At 44.0% G+C, this 16,315-nt stretch carries 14 protein-coding genes and 1 rRNA gene; 9 read left to right on the top strand and 6 right to left on the bottom strand.

Annotated elements, in window-relative coordinates; translation table 11 throughout:
* Positions 1 to 6: 6 nt before the first annotated feature.
* The gene (locus C8D85_RS17355; RefSeq protein WP_133565114.1) at positions 7 to 1,290 is read right to left on the bottom strand and encodes a tyrosine-type recombinase/integrase; all 1,284 of its coding nucleotides are present in this window, start codon (positions 1,288 to 1,290) and stop codon (positions 7 to 9) included.
* Positions 1,291 to 1,634: 344 nt separating this feature from the next.
* Here C8D85_RS17355 and C8D85_RS17360 point away from each other — a divergent pair, with 344 nt between their 5' ends.
* Positions 1,635 to 1,820 (top strand): hypothetical protein, encoded by a 186-nt coding sequence (locus C8D85_RS17360; RefSeq protein ID WP_133565117.1) that lies wholly within the window; start codon positions 1,635 to 1,637, stop codon positions 1,818 to 1,820.
* A 103-nt stretch (positions 1,821 to 1,923) separates the two neighbouring features.
* On the opposite strand, the gene C8D85_RS17365 is transcribed toward C8D85_RS17360, so the two are convergent.
* Together C8D85_RS17365 and C8D85_RS17370 are read right to left on the bottom strand one after the other, a co-directional pair.
* Positions 1,924 to 2,403 (bottom strand): hypothetical protein, encoded by a 480-nt coding sequence (locus C8D85_RS17365; RefSeq protein ID WP_133565120.1) that lies wholly within the window; start codon positions 2,401 to 2,403, stop codon positions 1,924 to 1,926.
* A gap of 23 nt (positions 2,404 to 2,426) precedes the next feature.
* A complete protein-coding gene (locus tag C8D85_RS17370; RefSeq protein ID WP_228191795.1) occupies positions 2,427 to 3,044 on the bottom strand; it encodes a phosphoadenosine phosphosulfate reductase domain-containing protein in 618 nt (205 codons plus the stop codon).
* Positions 3,045 to 3,267: 223 nt separating this feature from the next.
* Between C8D85_RS17370 and C8D85_RS17375 the strand changes: the two genes are divergently transcribed.
* From C8D85_RS17375 to C8D85_RS17410, 8 genes are all read left to right on the top strand, one after another.
* A complete protein-coding gene (locus C8D85_RS17375) occupies positions 3,268 to 3,912 on the top strand; it encodes a hypothetical protein (protein ID WP_162847616.1) in 645 nt (214 codons plus the stop codon).
* 197 nt (positions 3,913 to 4,109) lie between these two features.
* The gene (locus C8D85_RS17380) at positions 4,110 to 4,721 is read left to right on the top strand and encodes a Yip1 family protein (protein ID WP_133565125.1); all 612 of its coding nucleotides are present in this window, start codon (positions 4,110 to 4,112) and stop codon (positions 4,719 to 4,721) included.
* 588 nt (positions 4,722 to 5,309) lie between these two features.
* Positions 5,310 to 8,108 (top strand): monovalent cation/H+ antiporter subunit A, encoded by a 2,799-nt coding sequence (locus tag C8D85_RS17385; RefSeq protein WP_133565128.1) that lies wholly within the window; start codon positions 5,310 to 5,312, stop codon positions 8,106 to 8,108.
* Positions 8,108 to 8,473 carry a Na+/H+ antiporter subunit C gene (locus C8D85_RS17390; RefSeq protein WP_133565130.1) on the top strand — a complete coding sequence of 122 codons (366 nt, stop codon included), beginning with the start codon at positions 8,108 to 8,110 and terminating at the stop codon, positions 8,471 to 8,473. The genes C8D85_RS17385 and C8D85_RS17390 overlap by 1 nt, the downstream gene beginning before the upstream one ends.
* The gene (locus C8D85_RS17395; protein ID WP_133565133.1) at positions 8,474 to 10,000 is read left to right on the top strand and encodes a monovalent cation/H+ antiporter subunit D; all 1,527 of its coding nucleotides are present in this window, start codon (positions 8,474 to 8,476) and stop codon (positions 9,998 to 10,000) included.
* Between the two features lie 2 nt (positions 10,001 to 10,002).
* Positions 10,003 to 10,488, top strand: a complete 486-nt coding sequence (locus tag C8D85_RS17400; protein WP_133565135.1) for a Na+/H+ antiporter subunit E — start codon at positions 10,003 to 10,005, stop codon at positions 10,486 to 10,488.
* Positions 10,482 to 10,751, top strand: a complete 270-nt coding sequence (locus C8D85_RS17405; protein ID WP_133565137.1) for a K+/H+ antiporter subunit F — start codon at positions 10,482 to 10,484, stop codon at positions 10,749 to 10,751. Before C8D85_RS17400 ends, C8D85_RS17405 begins: the two co-directional genes overlap by 7 nt.
* A 12-nt stretch (positions 10,752 to 10,763) precedes the next feature.
* Positions 10,764 to 11,141 carry a Na+/H+ antiporter subunit G gene (locus C8D85_RS17410; protein WP_133565140.1) on the top strand — a complete coding sequence of 126 codons (378 nt, stop codon included), beginning with the start codon at positions 10,764 to 10,766 and terminating at the stop codon, positions 11,139 to 11,141.
* Here the strand turns inward: C8D85_RS17410 and amt are convergent.
* The 3 genes from amt to rrf form a co-directional block, all read right to left on the bottom strand.
* Positions 11,138 to 14,203: an ammonium transporter gene (amt, locus tag C8D85_RS17415; protein ID WP_133565142.1), complete on the bottom strand. Its 3,066-nt coding sequence runs from the start codon at positions 14,201 to 14,203 to the stop codon at positions 11,138 to 11,140. The genes C8D85_RS17410 and amt overlap by 4 nt on opposite strands.
* 190 nt (positions 14,204 to 14,393) lie before the next feature.
* Entirely contained in the window at positions 14,394 to 15,659 is a 1,266-nt protein-coding gene (gene nhaD, locus C8D85_RS17420; RefSeq protein ID WP_133565144.1) for a sodium:proton antiporter NhaD, read from the bottom strand.
* Positions 15,660 to 16,222: 563 nt separating this feature from the next.
* Positions 16,223 to 16,315, bottom strand: a 5S ribosomal RNA gene (gene rrf, locus C8D85_RS17425); the annotation flags it as partial.

The following is a 16,315-nucleotide window of genomic DNA, read 5'->3' on the forward strand; positions in this document are numbered from 1 at the left end:
TTTCGTTTAACGCTCATTGAGCGGATATGAGATGCTTGAAATCGCTTCCATCTTAGCCTCTAAGGTATAACCACCTGAGTAAAGGCCATAGGTTATATTCTTCTTCTCATGCCCAAGCAGCTCCATAGATAAGTTCTCAGGGACATTTGCATTCTCAAGAAGTGTAGTGAAAGTCTTTCGAATTGAATGGAATACTTTACTTTCATCAAAGCCCATTTCAGTTTTCAAGTTACCAAATCGCTTACCAATAGCGCTAGATCTCTGCCCTGTACTTGGGGTGAACTTTAAGCCAGACAACAGGAACCCGTCTTTAGAGCTTTGTAGTAAACGTCGAATCAAAGGCTTTAACTCTGGATGCACTGGTATCTTTCTATACCCTGCTTCAGTTTTACTAGATGTGATCTCCAAAACCTCTTCAGAGCAGCTATCGCATCGCAGCATACAGATCTCATCTATCCGAGCACCTGTATACATCCCAATATAAATCAGGTCAGCAAGTATATGATCGTTCTTCTTGGCACGCCTCCAGATTTGAACAATCTCTTTTGGCTCAAAGGGAATCCATGAGTTTGAATTGCCTGTCTTCTTCATTCTCTGCCTACGATTATACTGATCATTAGCTGTAACGATTTTAGGCAATGAAAAAGGTGTATCTGCTTCTTCAATTTTCCCTTGATCAATCAAGTAGTTCCAAATCATTCTCGCAACTTTGAAGCGCTTCTCAATACTAGCTTTTGACAGTCCCTGAACTTTCATCAAGTGATCAACCCACTTGCGGATATTGTCCTTGGTCATTGCTCTAACGGTTGGGAACCTCTGAACAATCTCCTTAGCTATAGATAAATATGAGTTGCGTGTCTTTACGTTGGTTGAGTTGATTGTCAAAGCCCATTTCTCTACTTCTGCAGCAAGAATAACTTCGTCACTGAATGCCGCTGTTGCGATCTTATCAGCTCTTTCCTTTTCCCCTTTTGCAATCAGCTTATCAATCAGGTCTGTCGCTGCGTACCAAACTGCAGGATCAGATTCTCCCCGCTTCGCAGCACTCTCTATCTCAGCCCTTATCTCAAGTCCAAACTCATAGTCAGGATCTTTGCTATGCCTTCTAGCAATCTCGATAAGCTTCTTCCATTCAGAAACAATCCCCATAGCTTTAGCCTCAGCTTTTGCTTTGTGGGACTCTCCTGTGCTCTTGATAAATTTTGTTTTTCCGAAGTGAGACTGGACGTCTCTTGGAATTTTTAGAGTTGCAAAATATACGTGTCGCTTCTTCTCAATGTATGCCATCATGATCTACCTTTAATGGACGGTTTACCCCACACATTTCCCCAACATTTTTCAAAAAAAACCATCTATTTCAATAGTTTCAAGAGGTTAAGTGTGAAAGGTAGAGCCTCCCCCCATCTCCACCAGACGTCTAAGAAAAAGGCCGCTCAGCAATGAGCGGCCTTTTTTGTGTCTTCGACTTAGCAAACCAGTACGATTCCATACGATCCCTCCTCGCACAGACCCACTGTTGAGAAAAACTTAATACTTGGGTGAAAAAGCATCGTTTGTTCACTTAAATGCCGTTAATTACCATATAGATTGGTAATAACGATTTCTGCTTTCTTCTCTCTTTTGGAGTCTATTTTATGAATACATTCAACAACGGGTCTTTTACTTCTCAAGTTTTGAGCAATGTTAAGCTTGTTAGTTTTAGCCGCGTTTCAAACCTGTTGGTAAGCTTGTTTAAACGCCAATCTAAAGCTGCGAAACGTCCAGCGGATATGGAAGTTGATAACCTCGATTGGTACCGTACATTCCCAATCGAAAAGTAAGCCTCTCATCACTACAACTGAGGGAATAAAAATAATATCCTCTGTTTTAGTTTTCCGTCCGCTCTCTCTTCCCCACTCGCACAGACCTTAACCTCTTCATTCGTCATTGAAAGCTGACTAGCGTCTTTGAATATGTTGGCCAAAGTATCCGAAACTCGTTGACCAAGCTTTTAGCCTTTCTAGAATGCGTCTCGCCGTGCAAACGCGAGGCTATGTATGCAAGATCTACGTAGGCAGACATAGCTTTCTGTTTGTGAGAGTTGTCAAATTCACCATTTATAATTTCATGCAAGAGCACGATGGTGTTCTCTAAAAAATTAGACTGATGACTGTCCTCTTTCCATTGGCAAAACTTAGAGCAGTTTAAGCAGGCTTCAACGCTAAACTTGAGCACGTCGCTTAAGCCTCCAAAACGTCGAAGCATTTCTAAACTGATGCGGAATGCGTCCTGATAATAAGCATCGGCCAGTACCACTTCTCCATAACAAAAAGCGCTATGAGCCTTTAAATTTAGGTCGTGATACCGAGCAAGAAGCGTCGGCAATGTAGCGTTTTTATCCAGTATGGCAGTGTCATCAGTCATTTTATAGAGAACCATCGCAATGCCTAAAGCTTGGTGTGCAGACCACACTCACGATTTGCTAATGCCTTAGTTGGATCAAAGTATCGCTCTACATTTGGCAAATCAAAACGATCAAGGTAAGCCTGCATATCTGCTTCAGTCCAATGTAAAAGCGGTGCCACTTTTAACATGCCATTTGGACCTTCACCGAAGACTTCCATCTCTTTACGAAACTCAGTTTGCTCGCTTCTTACCGCTGTAAACCAAACATCAGGTGCTTGCTCACGCATAGCACGACTAAATGGCTCTAGTTTAAACTGCTCGGTAAACTCAGCATGACGAGGGTCATCCACACTCGGAATCCCGCCCATTGAAGCATCACAACGAGCCGCTGAGACTTTAGGAGTGTAAACTTCGATATTCAAACTCAGTTTATCCATCAACTGTTGGGCAACCTTGTAGGTATGCGGTGTGTTATAACCCGAGTCAATCCATACCACCTTCATATCTGGCTTTATCTGGGTCACCATATGCAAAATCACTGCTTCATAAGGCCCAAAGTTCGTGGTAGTAACAGGTGCTTTAGCGTAACGCAGAGCGTGTTCGATAATTCGTTCTGGTTCAAGGAAGGCAAAATCACGATTACTCTGTTCTATGTTCAATGTCTCAATCTCCGCTGAAATGGAAAAATTTGACAAGACATTAAAGATAAAGAGAATCAATTGCAAATAACAATAAATTCCATTTGATGAGAAATATAATTTAGACTTCGTAATAAATGTCCAAATACATTGAAAACCAACTTTCACAGTACAGCTGATGTTATGTTCGACAGGGAGTACATCGGTTATAAATGCTGTGGCAAGTATTCTTTGGAGTGTAGGAATGCGCGTATTAGTAAGTTTAATGTTGCTCGTAGGGTTGAGTGGGTGCACATCAAATGTTGTGATGTCGGGACGACAAGTCAGCAATATTGATCCTGACGCTATCATCACTCCTGAATCTCGCATCAAGGTCGAAAACATGGAGGTGGGCGACCCTCTTACCAACAAACGTTACATTGAAAATGTGATTCAAGCTTTCCACAGCCGTGGTTATCATAATATTGGCGCAAATCTTACCAAGCCAGATGTCATTGCACGCTTCTCACTGACTAACCAACAGCAAGTTAAGAAAGTTGAACAACCCATTTACCGGGAACGAGTCACAGGTCACACAACCTCATGCTACAGCACAGGTGCGGACAAGCACCGCTGTGATACAAATGTTTATACCATGCCACATCTAGTTGGCTATGAAACACTTGAGCAGTCTGTGCTTGAGGCCAAAATGACACTGAAGTTGATCGATACTCAAAATCACTTATTACTTCAAAGCACCAGCTTCGTTACTCATCCCACTTGCTCTCGTTGGAAGCTCTATGAGTTCTTAGTTCAGCACTCCATCGCGCAGCTAGATTTCAAGCACCCCATGGATAAGCCCTTTAATGTTGAAATGCCTGAAGATTATCAGTGTTCAGATGGGAACTAGAGCGCCTTAGTTTAGGTTATTACAGCAGTCTGATATTCAACAAGCATCTAACCGCCGTTTCCTTTATAAGAAAACGTTATCATCCAGCCATCTCGCTTTCTCGTATGCATCTATACTGAACGTTAAGGGTGATTTCTAAACACAAAAAACCGTTCAGAAACATCTAACTAATTTAAGTCGAATACGAGGAGGACAGCATGATTAATCATGTGTGGGGATTATTACACCATCCTGATCGAGAATGGCGAGAAATCAATAAAGAACACGAATCAGTCAGTCATATGTATGCTCATCATGTGTTGATTATGGCTGCCATTCCGGTTGTTAGTAGCTTTATTGGGACCACGCAAGTGGGATGGACGCTGAACGGCGAAGAAGGTGTAAAACTAAGCATCATGACCGCCCTTGGACTGGGGGTTTTGTTTTACGCCTTAATTTTGTTAGCGGTGGCGGGTGTTGGGTCAGCTATTCACGCTCTTTCAAGACAGTACTCTCATCGCCCCAGTCGAGCTGAAAGCATTGTGTTTGCAGGTTACATTGCCACACCAATGTTTTTAAGCGGGTTGTTCGCAATCTACCCTATCGCTTGGTTGTGTGTATTGGCGGTTTGTATGGGGGTCGCTTACTCAGCGTTCTTACTTTACAAAGGCACGCCAAGATTTTTAGGTATCAGCCATAAAGAAGGTTTCATCTTATCCACTGGTACACTGGGTATCGGCGTACTAGTACTTGAATTCCTGTTAGCCGTCGTCGTTCTACTCTGGAGCATGGGCTCTGAACACAGTCCTCTTTGGGCATTCTTTGGTTAATTGCACCGCCCCTAAAGCGCGAAAATAGGCCTACTTCGATTGATTTCATTGATCGACAGCAGGCCTTTTTCGTTTAAGGCCTTTCTATAGCTCTACATACAATAAATTACTTTTGTATCACTGGTTTTGTGATTACCAAAATTTCCACAACTTCAAAGCCTTAGAGACACCTCATAAAGCTGTACATGACTCAGGGCGAGCAGCCGTCGCCGCAGCTGAGCAAGGCTCATCATGGTGATATGCTTAAACATCTTGATAAAATGGAGACAGCGAGCTTGCAAGTGGTCGTCAACATTGAAGCCTTGATGGAAGAAATTAAGTCGGAATGAACTTAATCCCTCAATAGGAGTCTCTAATATAAGCGCTGACCTAGATCAGCGCTTTTTTGTAGCTGGCGCGCAAGACATTATTTTTGTTACTTTTTTCACACGTTTTTTTAAAGAAAATGTGCGCTGATCACGCTATCCTTACAAACTGTAGTTGATTGAGCAATCTTAGCGTCATGATAAGTTGCTAGTAAAAATGGAGGCGATGGGTAACCTAACTATCTAGGCGACCTCGTAAACATGCTATGAAGGAGCAAATCCGTTGAATACCCTACTATGCATTCCCCTATTAGTACTACTGGGCACGCTCGTGCCACTCTGTAGTACCCGCTATAGCCGAACCGCATGTGCATTTTTAACGGCTGCGCTACCAGCTATCGCACTGTTTCTTATCTTGCAAATGGCCCCAGCGATCCTTGATGGACAGCGTTTTCAAACCGCTATTGATTGGGTACCAAGCTTAGGGCTTTCTTTGGCTTTTCGCTTGGATGGCCTAACTCTCTTATTTAGTTTGCTCATTCTTGGGATCGGCCTACTCGTTATTCTCTACGCTCGATATTACTTATCGAGTAACGACAACATGGGTAAGTTTTACTGTTATCTGATTCTCTTCATGTTCGCCATGCTTGGTGTGGTGATGTCGGATAATCTGATTCAAATTTGGGTCTTCTGGGAGCTGACTAGTATTAGCTCCTTTTTACTGATTAGTTTCTGGGGCAATAAGAGTGAAGCGCGTAAAGGCGCACGTATGGCACTTACGATTACTGGCGCAGGCGGATTATTCCTTTTAGCCGGTTTGCTCATGCTTGGTAATGTGGTCGGTACGTTCGACTTGCAAACGGTGTTGGACAGTGGCGATATCATCCGCGCGCACAGTACGTACCCGATCATTACAGTGTTGATCTTAATCGGTGCGTTCACTAAGTCCGCTCAATTCCCGTTCCATTTTTGGCTGCCTAATGCCATGGCTGCGCCAACCCCTGTCAGCTCTTACCTACACTCTGCTACCATGGTAAAAGCTGGTATTTTCCTAATGGCTCGCTTTTACCCATCCCTTGCAGGAACCGATTTATGGTTCCTGATTGTCAGTATGACGGGGCTTGCGACCTTCCTGTTAGGTGGTTATTTAGCGCTGTTCCAACATGATCTAAAAGGCCTTTTAGCTAACTCTACGATCAGTCATTTAGGTTTGATCACTTTACTTCTGGGCATGGGATCCGATTTGGCGCTGGTGGCGGCCATTTTCCATATCATTAACCATGCTACGTTTAAAGCGTCTTTGTTTATGGCGGCAGGCATCATTGATCATGAGTCTGGTTCAAGGGACATGCGCCAATTAAACGGTTTATGGAAATACATGCCTTATACGGCAACGCTCGCGATGGTCGCCTCTTCTGCCATGGCAGGTGTTCCACTACTAAACGGTTTCTTGTCGAAAGAGATGTTCTTTAACGAAGCATTGCACCAAGACTCTCTTGGTTCTCTTTCTTGGATGGTGCCAGTTTTAGCAACGTTAGGTGGCGTGTTTTCCGTAGCGTATTCTACCCGCTTCGTACACGATGTGTTCTTTAATGGTGAGCCGATTAACTTACCTAAAACACCGCATGAGCCACCACGCTACATGCGTGTCCCCGTTGAAATTCTTGTTGCCCTGTGTCTTTTGGTCGGTATATTCCCAAGCTGGATTGTCGGCGACTTATTGCAAAGTGCTTCCCTATCGGCTTTGAATGGACCTGTGCCAGAGTATAGCTTGGCGATTTGGCACGGCTTTAATATACCTCTGCTAATGAGTGTGATCGCTCTTTTAGGTGGTCTATTGGTGTATTACAACCGCCAGCATTTGTTTAAGTTCCAAGCACAATTCCCGACAAATGACCCTAAGGTCTTGTTTGAGCGTGCGATTCAACAATTGGTTGGTAAGGCCACGTGGCTCATTAACTTCTTTGAAAATGGTTCACTACAGCGCTATTTGTATTTCCTATTCATGTTCACGATTGTCATGAGTGCTTACCCACTTTTGGACCTAAACGCTACCGCAGGGCGACGCCCCGAGATCCCGGTTGACGCGCTATCCATTACGGGTGCAGCGCTACTGTCGATTGCTTCGCTAGCCACCGTTATTTGGCATCGTCGCCGGATGGTTGCTCTGCTGACTTTATCAGTGGTCGGTTTGATCGTAACCTTAGCGTTTGCTCGATTCTCGGCACCAGATTTGGCGTTAACTCAGTTATCTGTTGAAGTGGTCACCATCATATTGCTGATGCTTGCCTTGTTCTTTTTACCGCAAAAGACGCCGAAAGAGTCTAGTCCTCGACGAGTGGTTCGTGATTTAGGTATTTCGGCCATGATCGGTGGTATCGTCGGTACGGTTATTTACGCCTTAATGACCCGTCCGCTGGATACCATTTCGGACTTCTTTACTGAAAACAGTAAAACCGGTGGCGGTGGTACCAATGTGGTCAACGTGATCTTGGTCGACTTCCGTGGTTTCGATACGCTGGGTGAAATCACTGTATTGGGGATTGCGGCACTGGGTATCTTTAAGCTGATTGCTCGTATGCGTCTCTACATGCCATCGAGTAATGAACAAGGACGCCCTTGGTCAACTGATAGCCACCCTCTGATGCTGTCTGTTGTTTCGCAAAGCCTTCTACCTCTAGCACTTTTGGTATCTGCTTACATATTCTTGCGCGGACACAACATGCCAGGTGGTGGCTTTATTGCAGGCCTTATTACGTCAGTGGCAATCATCCAACAATATGTTGCTCACGGTGTAGACTGGATTAAAGAGCGTTTAAAACTGGATTATCAAATCATGATCGGCTCGGGCATCGGTATTGCTGCACTAACAGGCTTAGGAAGTTGGTTCTTTGATCGTCCGTTCTTAACGTCATGGTTTGACTATTTCTACCTACCTGTCATTGGTAAGTTTGAGCTTGCCAGTGCCATGCTCTTTGACCTAGGGGTTTACCTCACGGTTGTCGGAGCCACTATGTTAATTCTAGCGAACCTTGGTCAGTTAACGACCAGTGAACGTGCTATTTTTGAGGAGGAGTCGTAATGGAAGGCATCTACGCTTTTTGTGTGGGCCTAATGACAGCCTGCGGAATTTTTCTGACGCTACGAGGAAGAACCTTTTCCGTCGTCGTTGGTTTGACGTTGCTTTCCTATGCCGTCAACTTGTTCCTATTTGCCAGTGGCCGTTTAAAACTGGATGCAGCAGCGGTACTCGGTATGTCCGAAGACTACGGTGATCCACTTCCTCAAGCATTGGTGTTGACTGCTATCGTAATTGGCTTCGCAATGACTGCATTTGCGGTCATCTTGGCTATGCGTGCACGAGCGGATTTAGGTAATGACCATGTTGATGGCCGCATACCTCAGACAAAAGAAGAAGTTCGCCAGAAGTCAGGAGGCCAGCGCTAAATGCAGCACCTTAGTATTCTTCCCATTTTACTGCCTTTGTTTACTGGCGCGTTATTGCTACTACCGCCTTTTTCTAAAACATTGCAACGCCAACGAGTTTTATCAATTGTATCGATGCTACTTCAGGTAATTGTTGGTTTTGCTCTGGTTTTATGGGTTCAAACAGAAGGTATTACACAGTACATCCTTGGTAACTGGCGCCCACCTTTTGGCATCGTATTAGTGGCTGATCCGATGTCCAGCATCATGGTCGCCGTGACCAACTTCTTGGCGTTCTCAGCTCTATGTTATGCCACAGGCTCTCACGATAAAGCAGGCGGCTACTTTTATCCGCTGTTTATGTTTCAAGTAATGGGTATCAATGGTGCATTCCTAACCGGCGATGTATTTAACCTCTTCGTATTCTTTGAGGTGCTGCTTATTGCTTCTTACGCATTACTGGTTCACGGTGGCGGAAAGCAGAAAACTCAGGCAACGATTCACTATGTCGTCTTAAACTTAGCAGGTTCAAGTGTATTCCTATTCGGCTTAGGAATTTTATATGGCACGTTAGGCACATTGAACATTGCTGATATGGCTCAGAAAGTCTCTGAACTCGAAGGCAGTGTTGCCATTCTGGCCAAGATCGGTGCTTTGCTACTATTAGCTGTGTTTGGTCTTAAATCGGCCATGCTACCTCTGCATTTTTGGCTGCCAAAAACCTACTCCAGTGCCAGTGCTCCCGTAGCCGCTATTTTTGCGGTGATGACCAAAGTGGGTATTTACAGCATTCTACGCATCCATGGCGTGGTGTTTGGAGATGAAGCGGGAGAGTTAGCGAATATTGCCCAATCTTGGATTTGGCCACTCGCTTTATTGACGATCACCGTAGGTACCATTGGCGCTTTAGCAAGTCCAAGTTTAAAGCTATTAACAGCTAATTTAGTGGTGCTATCAGCCGGTACGTTATTGGTTTGTACCGCCATTCAAAGTGAAGCGGCAACCAGCGCTGCTCTTTACTACATGGTACACAGTACTTTAGTTGCTGGGGGAATGTTCCTTCTAGCGGATATGATCTCTCGACAACGGGGTAAAGCAGAAGATCGTTTTGTGGTTGCTAAGAAAATGGATAACCCTGTCTTCCTGGGAATATTCTTTGCTATTGCAGCGATTGCTGTAATTGGTATGCCACCTTTTTCTGGCTTCATTGGCAAAGTAATGGTGCTACAGTCTGTTCAGTCCGCTGCTGAGCAAATCTGGGTATGGCCGATTCTATTACTTAGCAGCTTAGGTGCCTTGATTGCACTATCACGCGCTGGGACAACGCTCTTTTGGCGCTACTCGGCCGGCAAACAGCCTGAAGCCGCTCAACCTATTCACCTTGGTGAGTGGCTAGGTGTCGTACTGCTACTGTCCGCTTCACCATTGTTAGCTCTATTTGCTGGGCCTCTATCCGAATTGGCAAATGATGCGGCAGCATTTTTGCATGACCCTAGGCTATCAGTAGAAGCCCTGTTAACCAGCCCTTTGGCTGAAGGAGGCTTTTAATCATGAAATTATTCCCAATGCCATTTCACAGCTTACTGCTGTTTAGCGTTTGGTTACTAATGAATAACTCCATCAGTCCGGGCCACATTGTCTTGGCAACCTTCTTTGCGATCAGCATTCCGTTGCTGGTCAACTCAATGCGAGATGAGCAACCTAAGATACTTAAGCCGTGGCTCGCGCTACGCTATTTCTTTATGGTGCTAAAAGACATCTTAGTGGCGAATATGCAGGTAGCAGTACTCGTACTTGGGCCGATTCGCAAGTTGCAGCCTGGTTTTGTTGCAATCCCGCTTGATCTAACATCAGATGTTGGTATCACAGTCTTGGCAAGTACGGTTTCCTTAACTCCTGGCACCGTGAGTGTAGAAGTATCAGAGGACAAATGCTGGTTGTATGTTCACGCTCTTCATCTGGATAACGAGCAAGACCTTATTGACGAAGTTAAACAGCGTTACGAACAACCTATTAAGGAGATCCTAGGATGCTAAGTTGGGCTTTATTTTTCGTCACCATCTGTATCTGTGTGGCTCTATTTTTAAATTTATGGCGCTTGTTAGTAGGGCCTCATGTTTCCGACCGTATTATGGCGCTGGACACTATGTACATTAATGCCATCGCTTTGCTTATGCTGTACGGCATTTATATGGAAACGAGCCTTTACTTTGAAGCAGCTTTGTTGATTGCCATGCTTGGTTTTGTCAGCACCTCCGCTTTGTGTAAGTACTTACTACGCGGCGATATCATCGAATAAACGGAGAGTTTCATGTCTTTTTATGTTGAACTGGTTATAAGCATTTTATTGGTGGTGGGAGGAGTGTTTCTCCTAATTGGATCCATCGGCCTTGCGCGACTACCGGATATTTTTACGCGTCTGCACGGACCAACAAAAGCGACAACTCTTGGTATTACAGGTGTACTGCTTGCTTCTCTGGTCTATCAATCTATCAACCAAGGCTCCTTCTCTGTATCAGAGCTTTTGATCACGTTATTCTTACTTATCACAGCGCCAGTGGCAGCCAATATGATTGCGAAGACAGCGCTACACAGAGAAAATCCAGCTATCCCACGCACCTCAGGACAATCTTTACTAACAAAGATCCGTAACCGCGAAAGTGCACTGGAGACAACAGATAAAGATTAACTAACCCTAATATCCGTATGAGATTGCTGCGCTTTTAAAATCACTCGCGCAGCAGTCTCAGATAAGGGCCTGTCGTAGTAATACCCTTGATGTAAGTAGCAGCCTAGCTGGTTTAAAACCTCTGCCTGCTGACTTGTCTCCACCCCTTCCGCAATAACGTTCAACTCAAGGTTTTGAGCCAATTGCACTACGGCTTCGCAGATTTTATCGCCTTCTGCCTGATCGCCAATTTCACACACGAACGACTTATCAATCTTCAACGTATCTAAAGGCAGTCGTTTTAGATAGTGCAATGAGGAATAACCAGTGCCAAAGTCATCAACTGAAATTTCAACCCCCAGCGCTTTTAAGCCAGCCATGATTTCTATACATAACGCCATGTCATGAATAAAAACCCCCTCGGTAATTTCAATCTTGATCAGATTACCCGGCACCTCATAACGTTTTAGCAGATCCGTAATAAACGCAAGAAAGCCTTCAGAAATAAAGTGTCTACCTGAGATGTTCACTGCTATCGGCGTCGCCGTAATACCAGACTCCAGCCAATTCACCTGTGTTTGCAGCGTTTTCTCTAAGACCCACTCTCCAATTCGACAAATCAAGTTGGACTCTTCCGCCAGAGGCACAAAATCCATAGGGCCGATTAAACCTTTTTCTGGGTGCTGCCATCGGATTAGCGCTTCAAAACCAAACACGGCCCCTGATCGAGTGTCTATTTGAGGTTGGAACACTAAATAGAACTGATCACAGTCTAATGCCTTTTGCACCTCTTGCTCTTTCTGAAAGTGGCTCGTGACTTCCTTCGCCATATGGGGCTGGAAGAACTTTGCATTATCACGACCATTTTGCTTGGCCCAATACATCGCCATATCAGCCTGTTGAATCAGTGTTTCAGCGTCATGATGCACGTTACTCAAAGCAATACCGATACTCGTACCCACTTTGACTGGTTTTTCCAACAACATAACTGGCTCATGCATAATATCCAGGATGGCCTCTGACAGTGCACTCACTCGCGCTTCTGTCACTGTCTCTGTAAGCATAATCAGAAACTCATCACCGCCCCACCTTGCAATAATGTCACTCTTCAGCACTGTCTGAGTCAGACGGTCAGCCACTTCACAAAGCAATTCATCGCCAGCTTTATGCCCTAATGTATCGTTGATGATCTTGAACTTGTCCAAATCTAGAAACAGTAATGCAACTCTCGTTTGACGTTCTTTGGCATTATGTAGAGCGCGCTCTAGCTGCTCTGTCATATAGGTACGATTGAACAAACTGGTCAGCGGATCACTGTAAGCAAGGAAGCGCAATTTTTGCTGTAGCTTCACGTGCCTCGTCACATCTCGAATATGAAGCGTAAACTCTTGCAAGCCGCCCTGCTCATTAGCCGCTTTGGTAATCGCTATTTCTACAGGGAAAATCTGTTGATCTCCTCGCTGTAGCTGAAAGTGGTTACGGCGATTAATGAGCCAACCACCAGAAGTAGAAAAGCCTGTGTCTAGGCTATTCAAAATGCTCGCTTGATCTTTTTCTGGAACGAATAAATCAATAAAGCTTTCACCTTCAACCTGACGTTTTAGGACACCAAACGTTCTCTCTGCAGCAGGATTATATTCCATGATTATCCCGTCGCTATTAATCGTAACAATACAATCCATTGAAGAATCAAGAATGGCCGATTTGCGCATCTCACTTTCTTTGAAGCGACTGAGGGCATCGTCTCGTGATGTGATTTCTTGAGTGACTCGATCAATCACTTGATTATATTGTTTGGCTATTTGGCCCACTTCTGTAAAAGGCTCTTCAGGAACGTGTTGTGAGAAATCAGCTTTATTTTCCTGATACTGCATGGAATTAAGTAAGTCGATAAGCTCTGTCGTGGCGCGGTGTTCTGCGATATTTAGACCTTGTTCTTCATAGTCCTTAGATACCCGTAGCGAAACAAATAGACCAACGACTTTCAGCAGTAGGTATGAAACCGCCACACAGTATAAGCCAGTACAAAGAATACCGATCACTTGGCTTTGAAGTTGCTCTAGGCGTGTTAACCCCGTTCCAATAAGCGCTAGATCTCCAAAAATGGCAACCGCTAAGGTTCCCCAAATACCTGCAAAAAGGTGCGCTGGCACTACATCTAACGCATCGTCTAGCTTGCAGCGCTCCATCATATAACTACCAAGCACCGTAATGACGCCGCTGATAAAACCAATTATGATTGCATCACTCGTGGATACGACATGACAGCCAGCAGTAATACCAACCAAACCAGCAATCACACCATTTAATAGCTGTGATACGTCAACATAGCGCTTATGAATAAAGAATAGGAAACTGGCACCAATCCCTCCCCAGACAGCAGAAACGAAAGTATTCAACAATATATGAGGGACCGCTTCGGTTAAGCTGAGTGTACTGCCGCCATTAAAGCCAACCCAACCTAGCCAAATCAGTAATACACCAAGACCAGAGAGGGGCAAGTTACTCCCCTGGGGCAAGTGAATCCCTTGTTCAAACCTTCGTATTCTTGGCCCGATCAATATGATCGCCACCAAAGCAACCCAGCCGCCCACAGAGTGCACGACAGTCGAACCTGCAAAATCAACAAACCCTAAAGACTCTAACCAACCTTGAGACTCACTTTGAAAAATACCATTCCACGCCCAATGCCCGACAATAGGATAAATCGCTGCACTCAAAATGATGGTAATAATGACATAGCCAATGAATGACATACGCTCGGCAACCGCTCCCGATACAAGGGTTGCTGCGGTGCCACAGAACATCATTTGAAAAAGGAAAAAAGCGATTTCTTTAGAGGATGCTCCATCACCAAACATGAAATCAGAAAGGCCAAAAAAACCTTGGTAGGAAGCCCCAAACATGAGGCCAAACCCTAAAATATTGAACACCGCTGAAGAAATAATGAAATCAGAAATATTCTTCGCTGCCACGTTAATGCTGTTCTTACTCCTGATACGACCGCTTTCCAAACATAGAAAACCTGCTTGCATTAGAAATACCAAGCTTGCCGAGACCAAAAGCCACACAACATCCAACATAGCTACTCCACTTACCATCATCCCTATAAAGCGCACCAATACTAAGCACGAATTAGCCGTTTTCAGGTGCTTAGATTATAAATTCAGTACACATTAGATTTGTTTTATAAACATACAATTGTTAGGCCAACTATCAAAAGCAATAGTACAAATAAAAACAGACGCCTCAGCGTCTGTTTTTCGATCTTAGTTAATTTCCTAGCACCAACTGAGCTAACCCTATGGAGGCAGCATAGCCTATCGCATATACCAGAAGCAGGACAAATGAGTATCGAGCGTAAGAGCCAAACGTCAAACCGTCTACCTTACTCATCGCCACAATCCCAGCGGCAGAACCAATTACAAGCAGTGAACCACCCACACCAACAGCATAAGTCAGGCCTAACCATTCCGCTTCAGTCATAACAATCCCAGCTTTTAACAAAGCAGCTGTTAAAGGTACGTTATCAATCGCAGACGATAATACGCCCATTAAAAAGTTAGCGAGGGTTGGAGGAAGAATTTCATACATGCGAACAATCGCATCCAGCACTTCAATCTCTTTCAACATACCGACTAGCAAAAGAATGCCCAAGAAGAACAGTAATGTCTCGAACTCTATTACTCGGATGTATTCTAAAATCTGTTGCTCTTCCTTTTCATCTGAGTCAAAGAAACGTGCAATGAGAAACATCGTTGCCATACCCAGTAAGAACATCAGTACAGGTGGAATGCCAAATAATACATTGGCAACTATCGTCGTCACGATCGTACAAAGAAAGGCCCCCGCAATCATAAGATCAACAGGTCTTACTTCATTATGACGAATGTTAATCTCAACGGTATCGTTTAGTCCTCGGCTTAGTAATAAAGCCAATACCATTACAGCCGTGAAGGCAGGCAAAGAAAGCATCAAGAGATCTAAAATGTTGACCTTGCCATCGAGGAAAATCATCAAGGTCGTGACATCACCGGTTATCAACGATACACCACCAGAGTTAACCGCAAATACCACTAATGTCGCAAAACGAATTGTTTTCTTAGTCGATAGATTCAAAGACAGAATTAATGTTACTGAAACAAGTGTCGCAGTAATATTGTCCGCTAAAGAAGAGAAAATAAAACAAAAGATCGCTGTTAGAAACAGCAGTGACCGCTCTTTAATCTGCCGCGGTAAGAAAAGGTGGATAACATTCTCAATCATCCCCTTTTTATTTAAATACGCGACAAAAGTCATCGCAGCCACAAGAAACAACCAAAGTGACGCAATCTCCGCAACGTTTTCCTCAAATCCGATCGCAACAGCTTCGGCTTCCTCCGGAGAGCCAGAGTGAAAAACATACAATAAAAACCAAGAAAACGTTCCTAAAAACAACGTTATCTTAGCTTTATTAACATGGATAATATCCTCTAACACGACTCCCAGCAAAGCTAATACAGCCAAGCTTATCAGTACTATTTGTAGTACCTCTGACATGATAACAACCTCAATTGATTAATTTAAAAGCCCAAAATTTTGATTTTGGAATTTTATACCCGTTTATTCATGTCTCCTACTCATTAACGACTAAATTCTGAAATAAAATTTCATAAAGACTATTAATGACAGTGATATTGATTTAAAAAAGTTCACTGCTGTACAAATTAAAAGCTCAAAACAGCTCATACTAGTGAGAACGCAGCCAAAACATTTTCAAAAGATACAAAAACCCTTCAAAACTGAAACCAGCTTTCTATCAATAACCACATAAGCTGGTGAGCGATATGCAATCAAAGTTATTTGGTTTTAATAAGGTGATATGAACTTCGGTTTAATTAACACAACCATAGAGTAAGGGGAGTTAAAAATATAAAGAGAGATTCTGAAAGGTGCTCTAGTAAAGACTAAATATCACCTCAGGGGTCAGATCCCTGCTCGTCCATCAGTTTCCGATCACTGCAGTCGGCCTAGGGATCTGACCCCTTTACTAAGCTAGTTTCATTTTCAACAGACGTAAAAAAGCCCTGACCGCGTTAGCGATCAGGGCTTCTTAATTAAAAGCTTGACGACGACCTACTCTCACATGGGATCTCCCACACTACCATCGGCGATGGCGCTTTTCACTTCTGAGTTCGGGATGGGATCAGGTGGTT

It is taken from the genome of Marinomonas communis, assembly GCF_004363305.1.
Taxonomy (GTDB): domain Bacteria; phylum Pseudomonadota; class Gammaproteobacteria; order Pseudomonadales; family Marinomonadaceae; genus Marinomonas; species Marinomonas communis.

Excerpts from the sequence above, each read along its gene's own strand:
- C8D85_RS17375 (WP_162847616.1), top strand. The coding sequence starts at position 3,268 with ATGCGCGTATTAGTAAGTTTAATGTTGCTCGTAGGGTTGAGTGGGTGC.
- C8D85_RS17380 (WP_133565125.1), top strand. The coding sequence starts at position 4,110 with ATGATTAATCATGTGTGGGGATTATTACACCATCCTGATCGAGAATGG.
- amt (WP_133565142.1), bottom strand. The coding sequence starts at position 14,203 with ATGTTGGATGTTGTGTGGCTTTTGGTCTCGGCAAGCTTGGTATTTCTA.
- C8D85_RS17395 (WP_133565133.1), top strand. The coding sequence starts at position 8,474 with ATGCAGCACCTTAGTATTCTTCCCATTTTACTGCCTTTGTTTACTGGC.
- C8D85_RS17360 (WP_133565117.1), top strand. The coding sequence starts at position 1,635 with ATGAATACATTCAACAACGGGTCTTTTACTTCTCAAGTTTTGAGCAAT.
- nhaD (WP_133565144.1), bottom strand. The coding sequence starts at position 15,659 with ATGTCAGAGGTACTACAAATAGTACTGATAAGCTTGGCTGTATTAGCT.
- C8D85_RS17410 (WP_133565140.1), top strand. The coding sequence starts at position 10,764 with ATGTCTTTTTATGTTGAACTGGTTATAAGCATTTTATTGGTGGTGGGA.
- C8D85_RS17355 (WP_133565114.1), bottom strand. The coding sequence starts at position 1,290 with ATGATGGCATACATTGAGAAGAAGCGACACGTATATTTTGCAACTCTA.
- C8D85_RS17400 (WP_133565135.1), top strand. The coding sequence starts at position 10,003 with ATGAAATTATTCCCAATGCCATTTCACAGCTTACTGCTGTTTAGCGTT.
- C8D85_RS17365 (WP_133565120.1), bottom strand. The coding sequence starts at position 2,403 with ATGACTGATGACACTGCCATACTGGATAAAAACGCTACATTGCCGACG.
- C8D85_RS17390 (WP_133565130.1), top strand. The coding sequence starts at position 8,108 with ATGGAAGGCATCTACGCTTTTTGTGTGGGCCTAATGACAGCCTGCGGA.
- C8D85_RS17405 (WP_133565137.1), top strand. The coding sequence starts at position 10,482 with ATGCTAAGTTGGGCTTTATTTTTCGTCACCATCTGTATCTGTGTGGCT.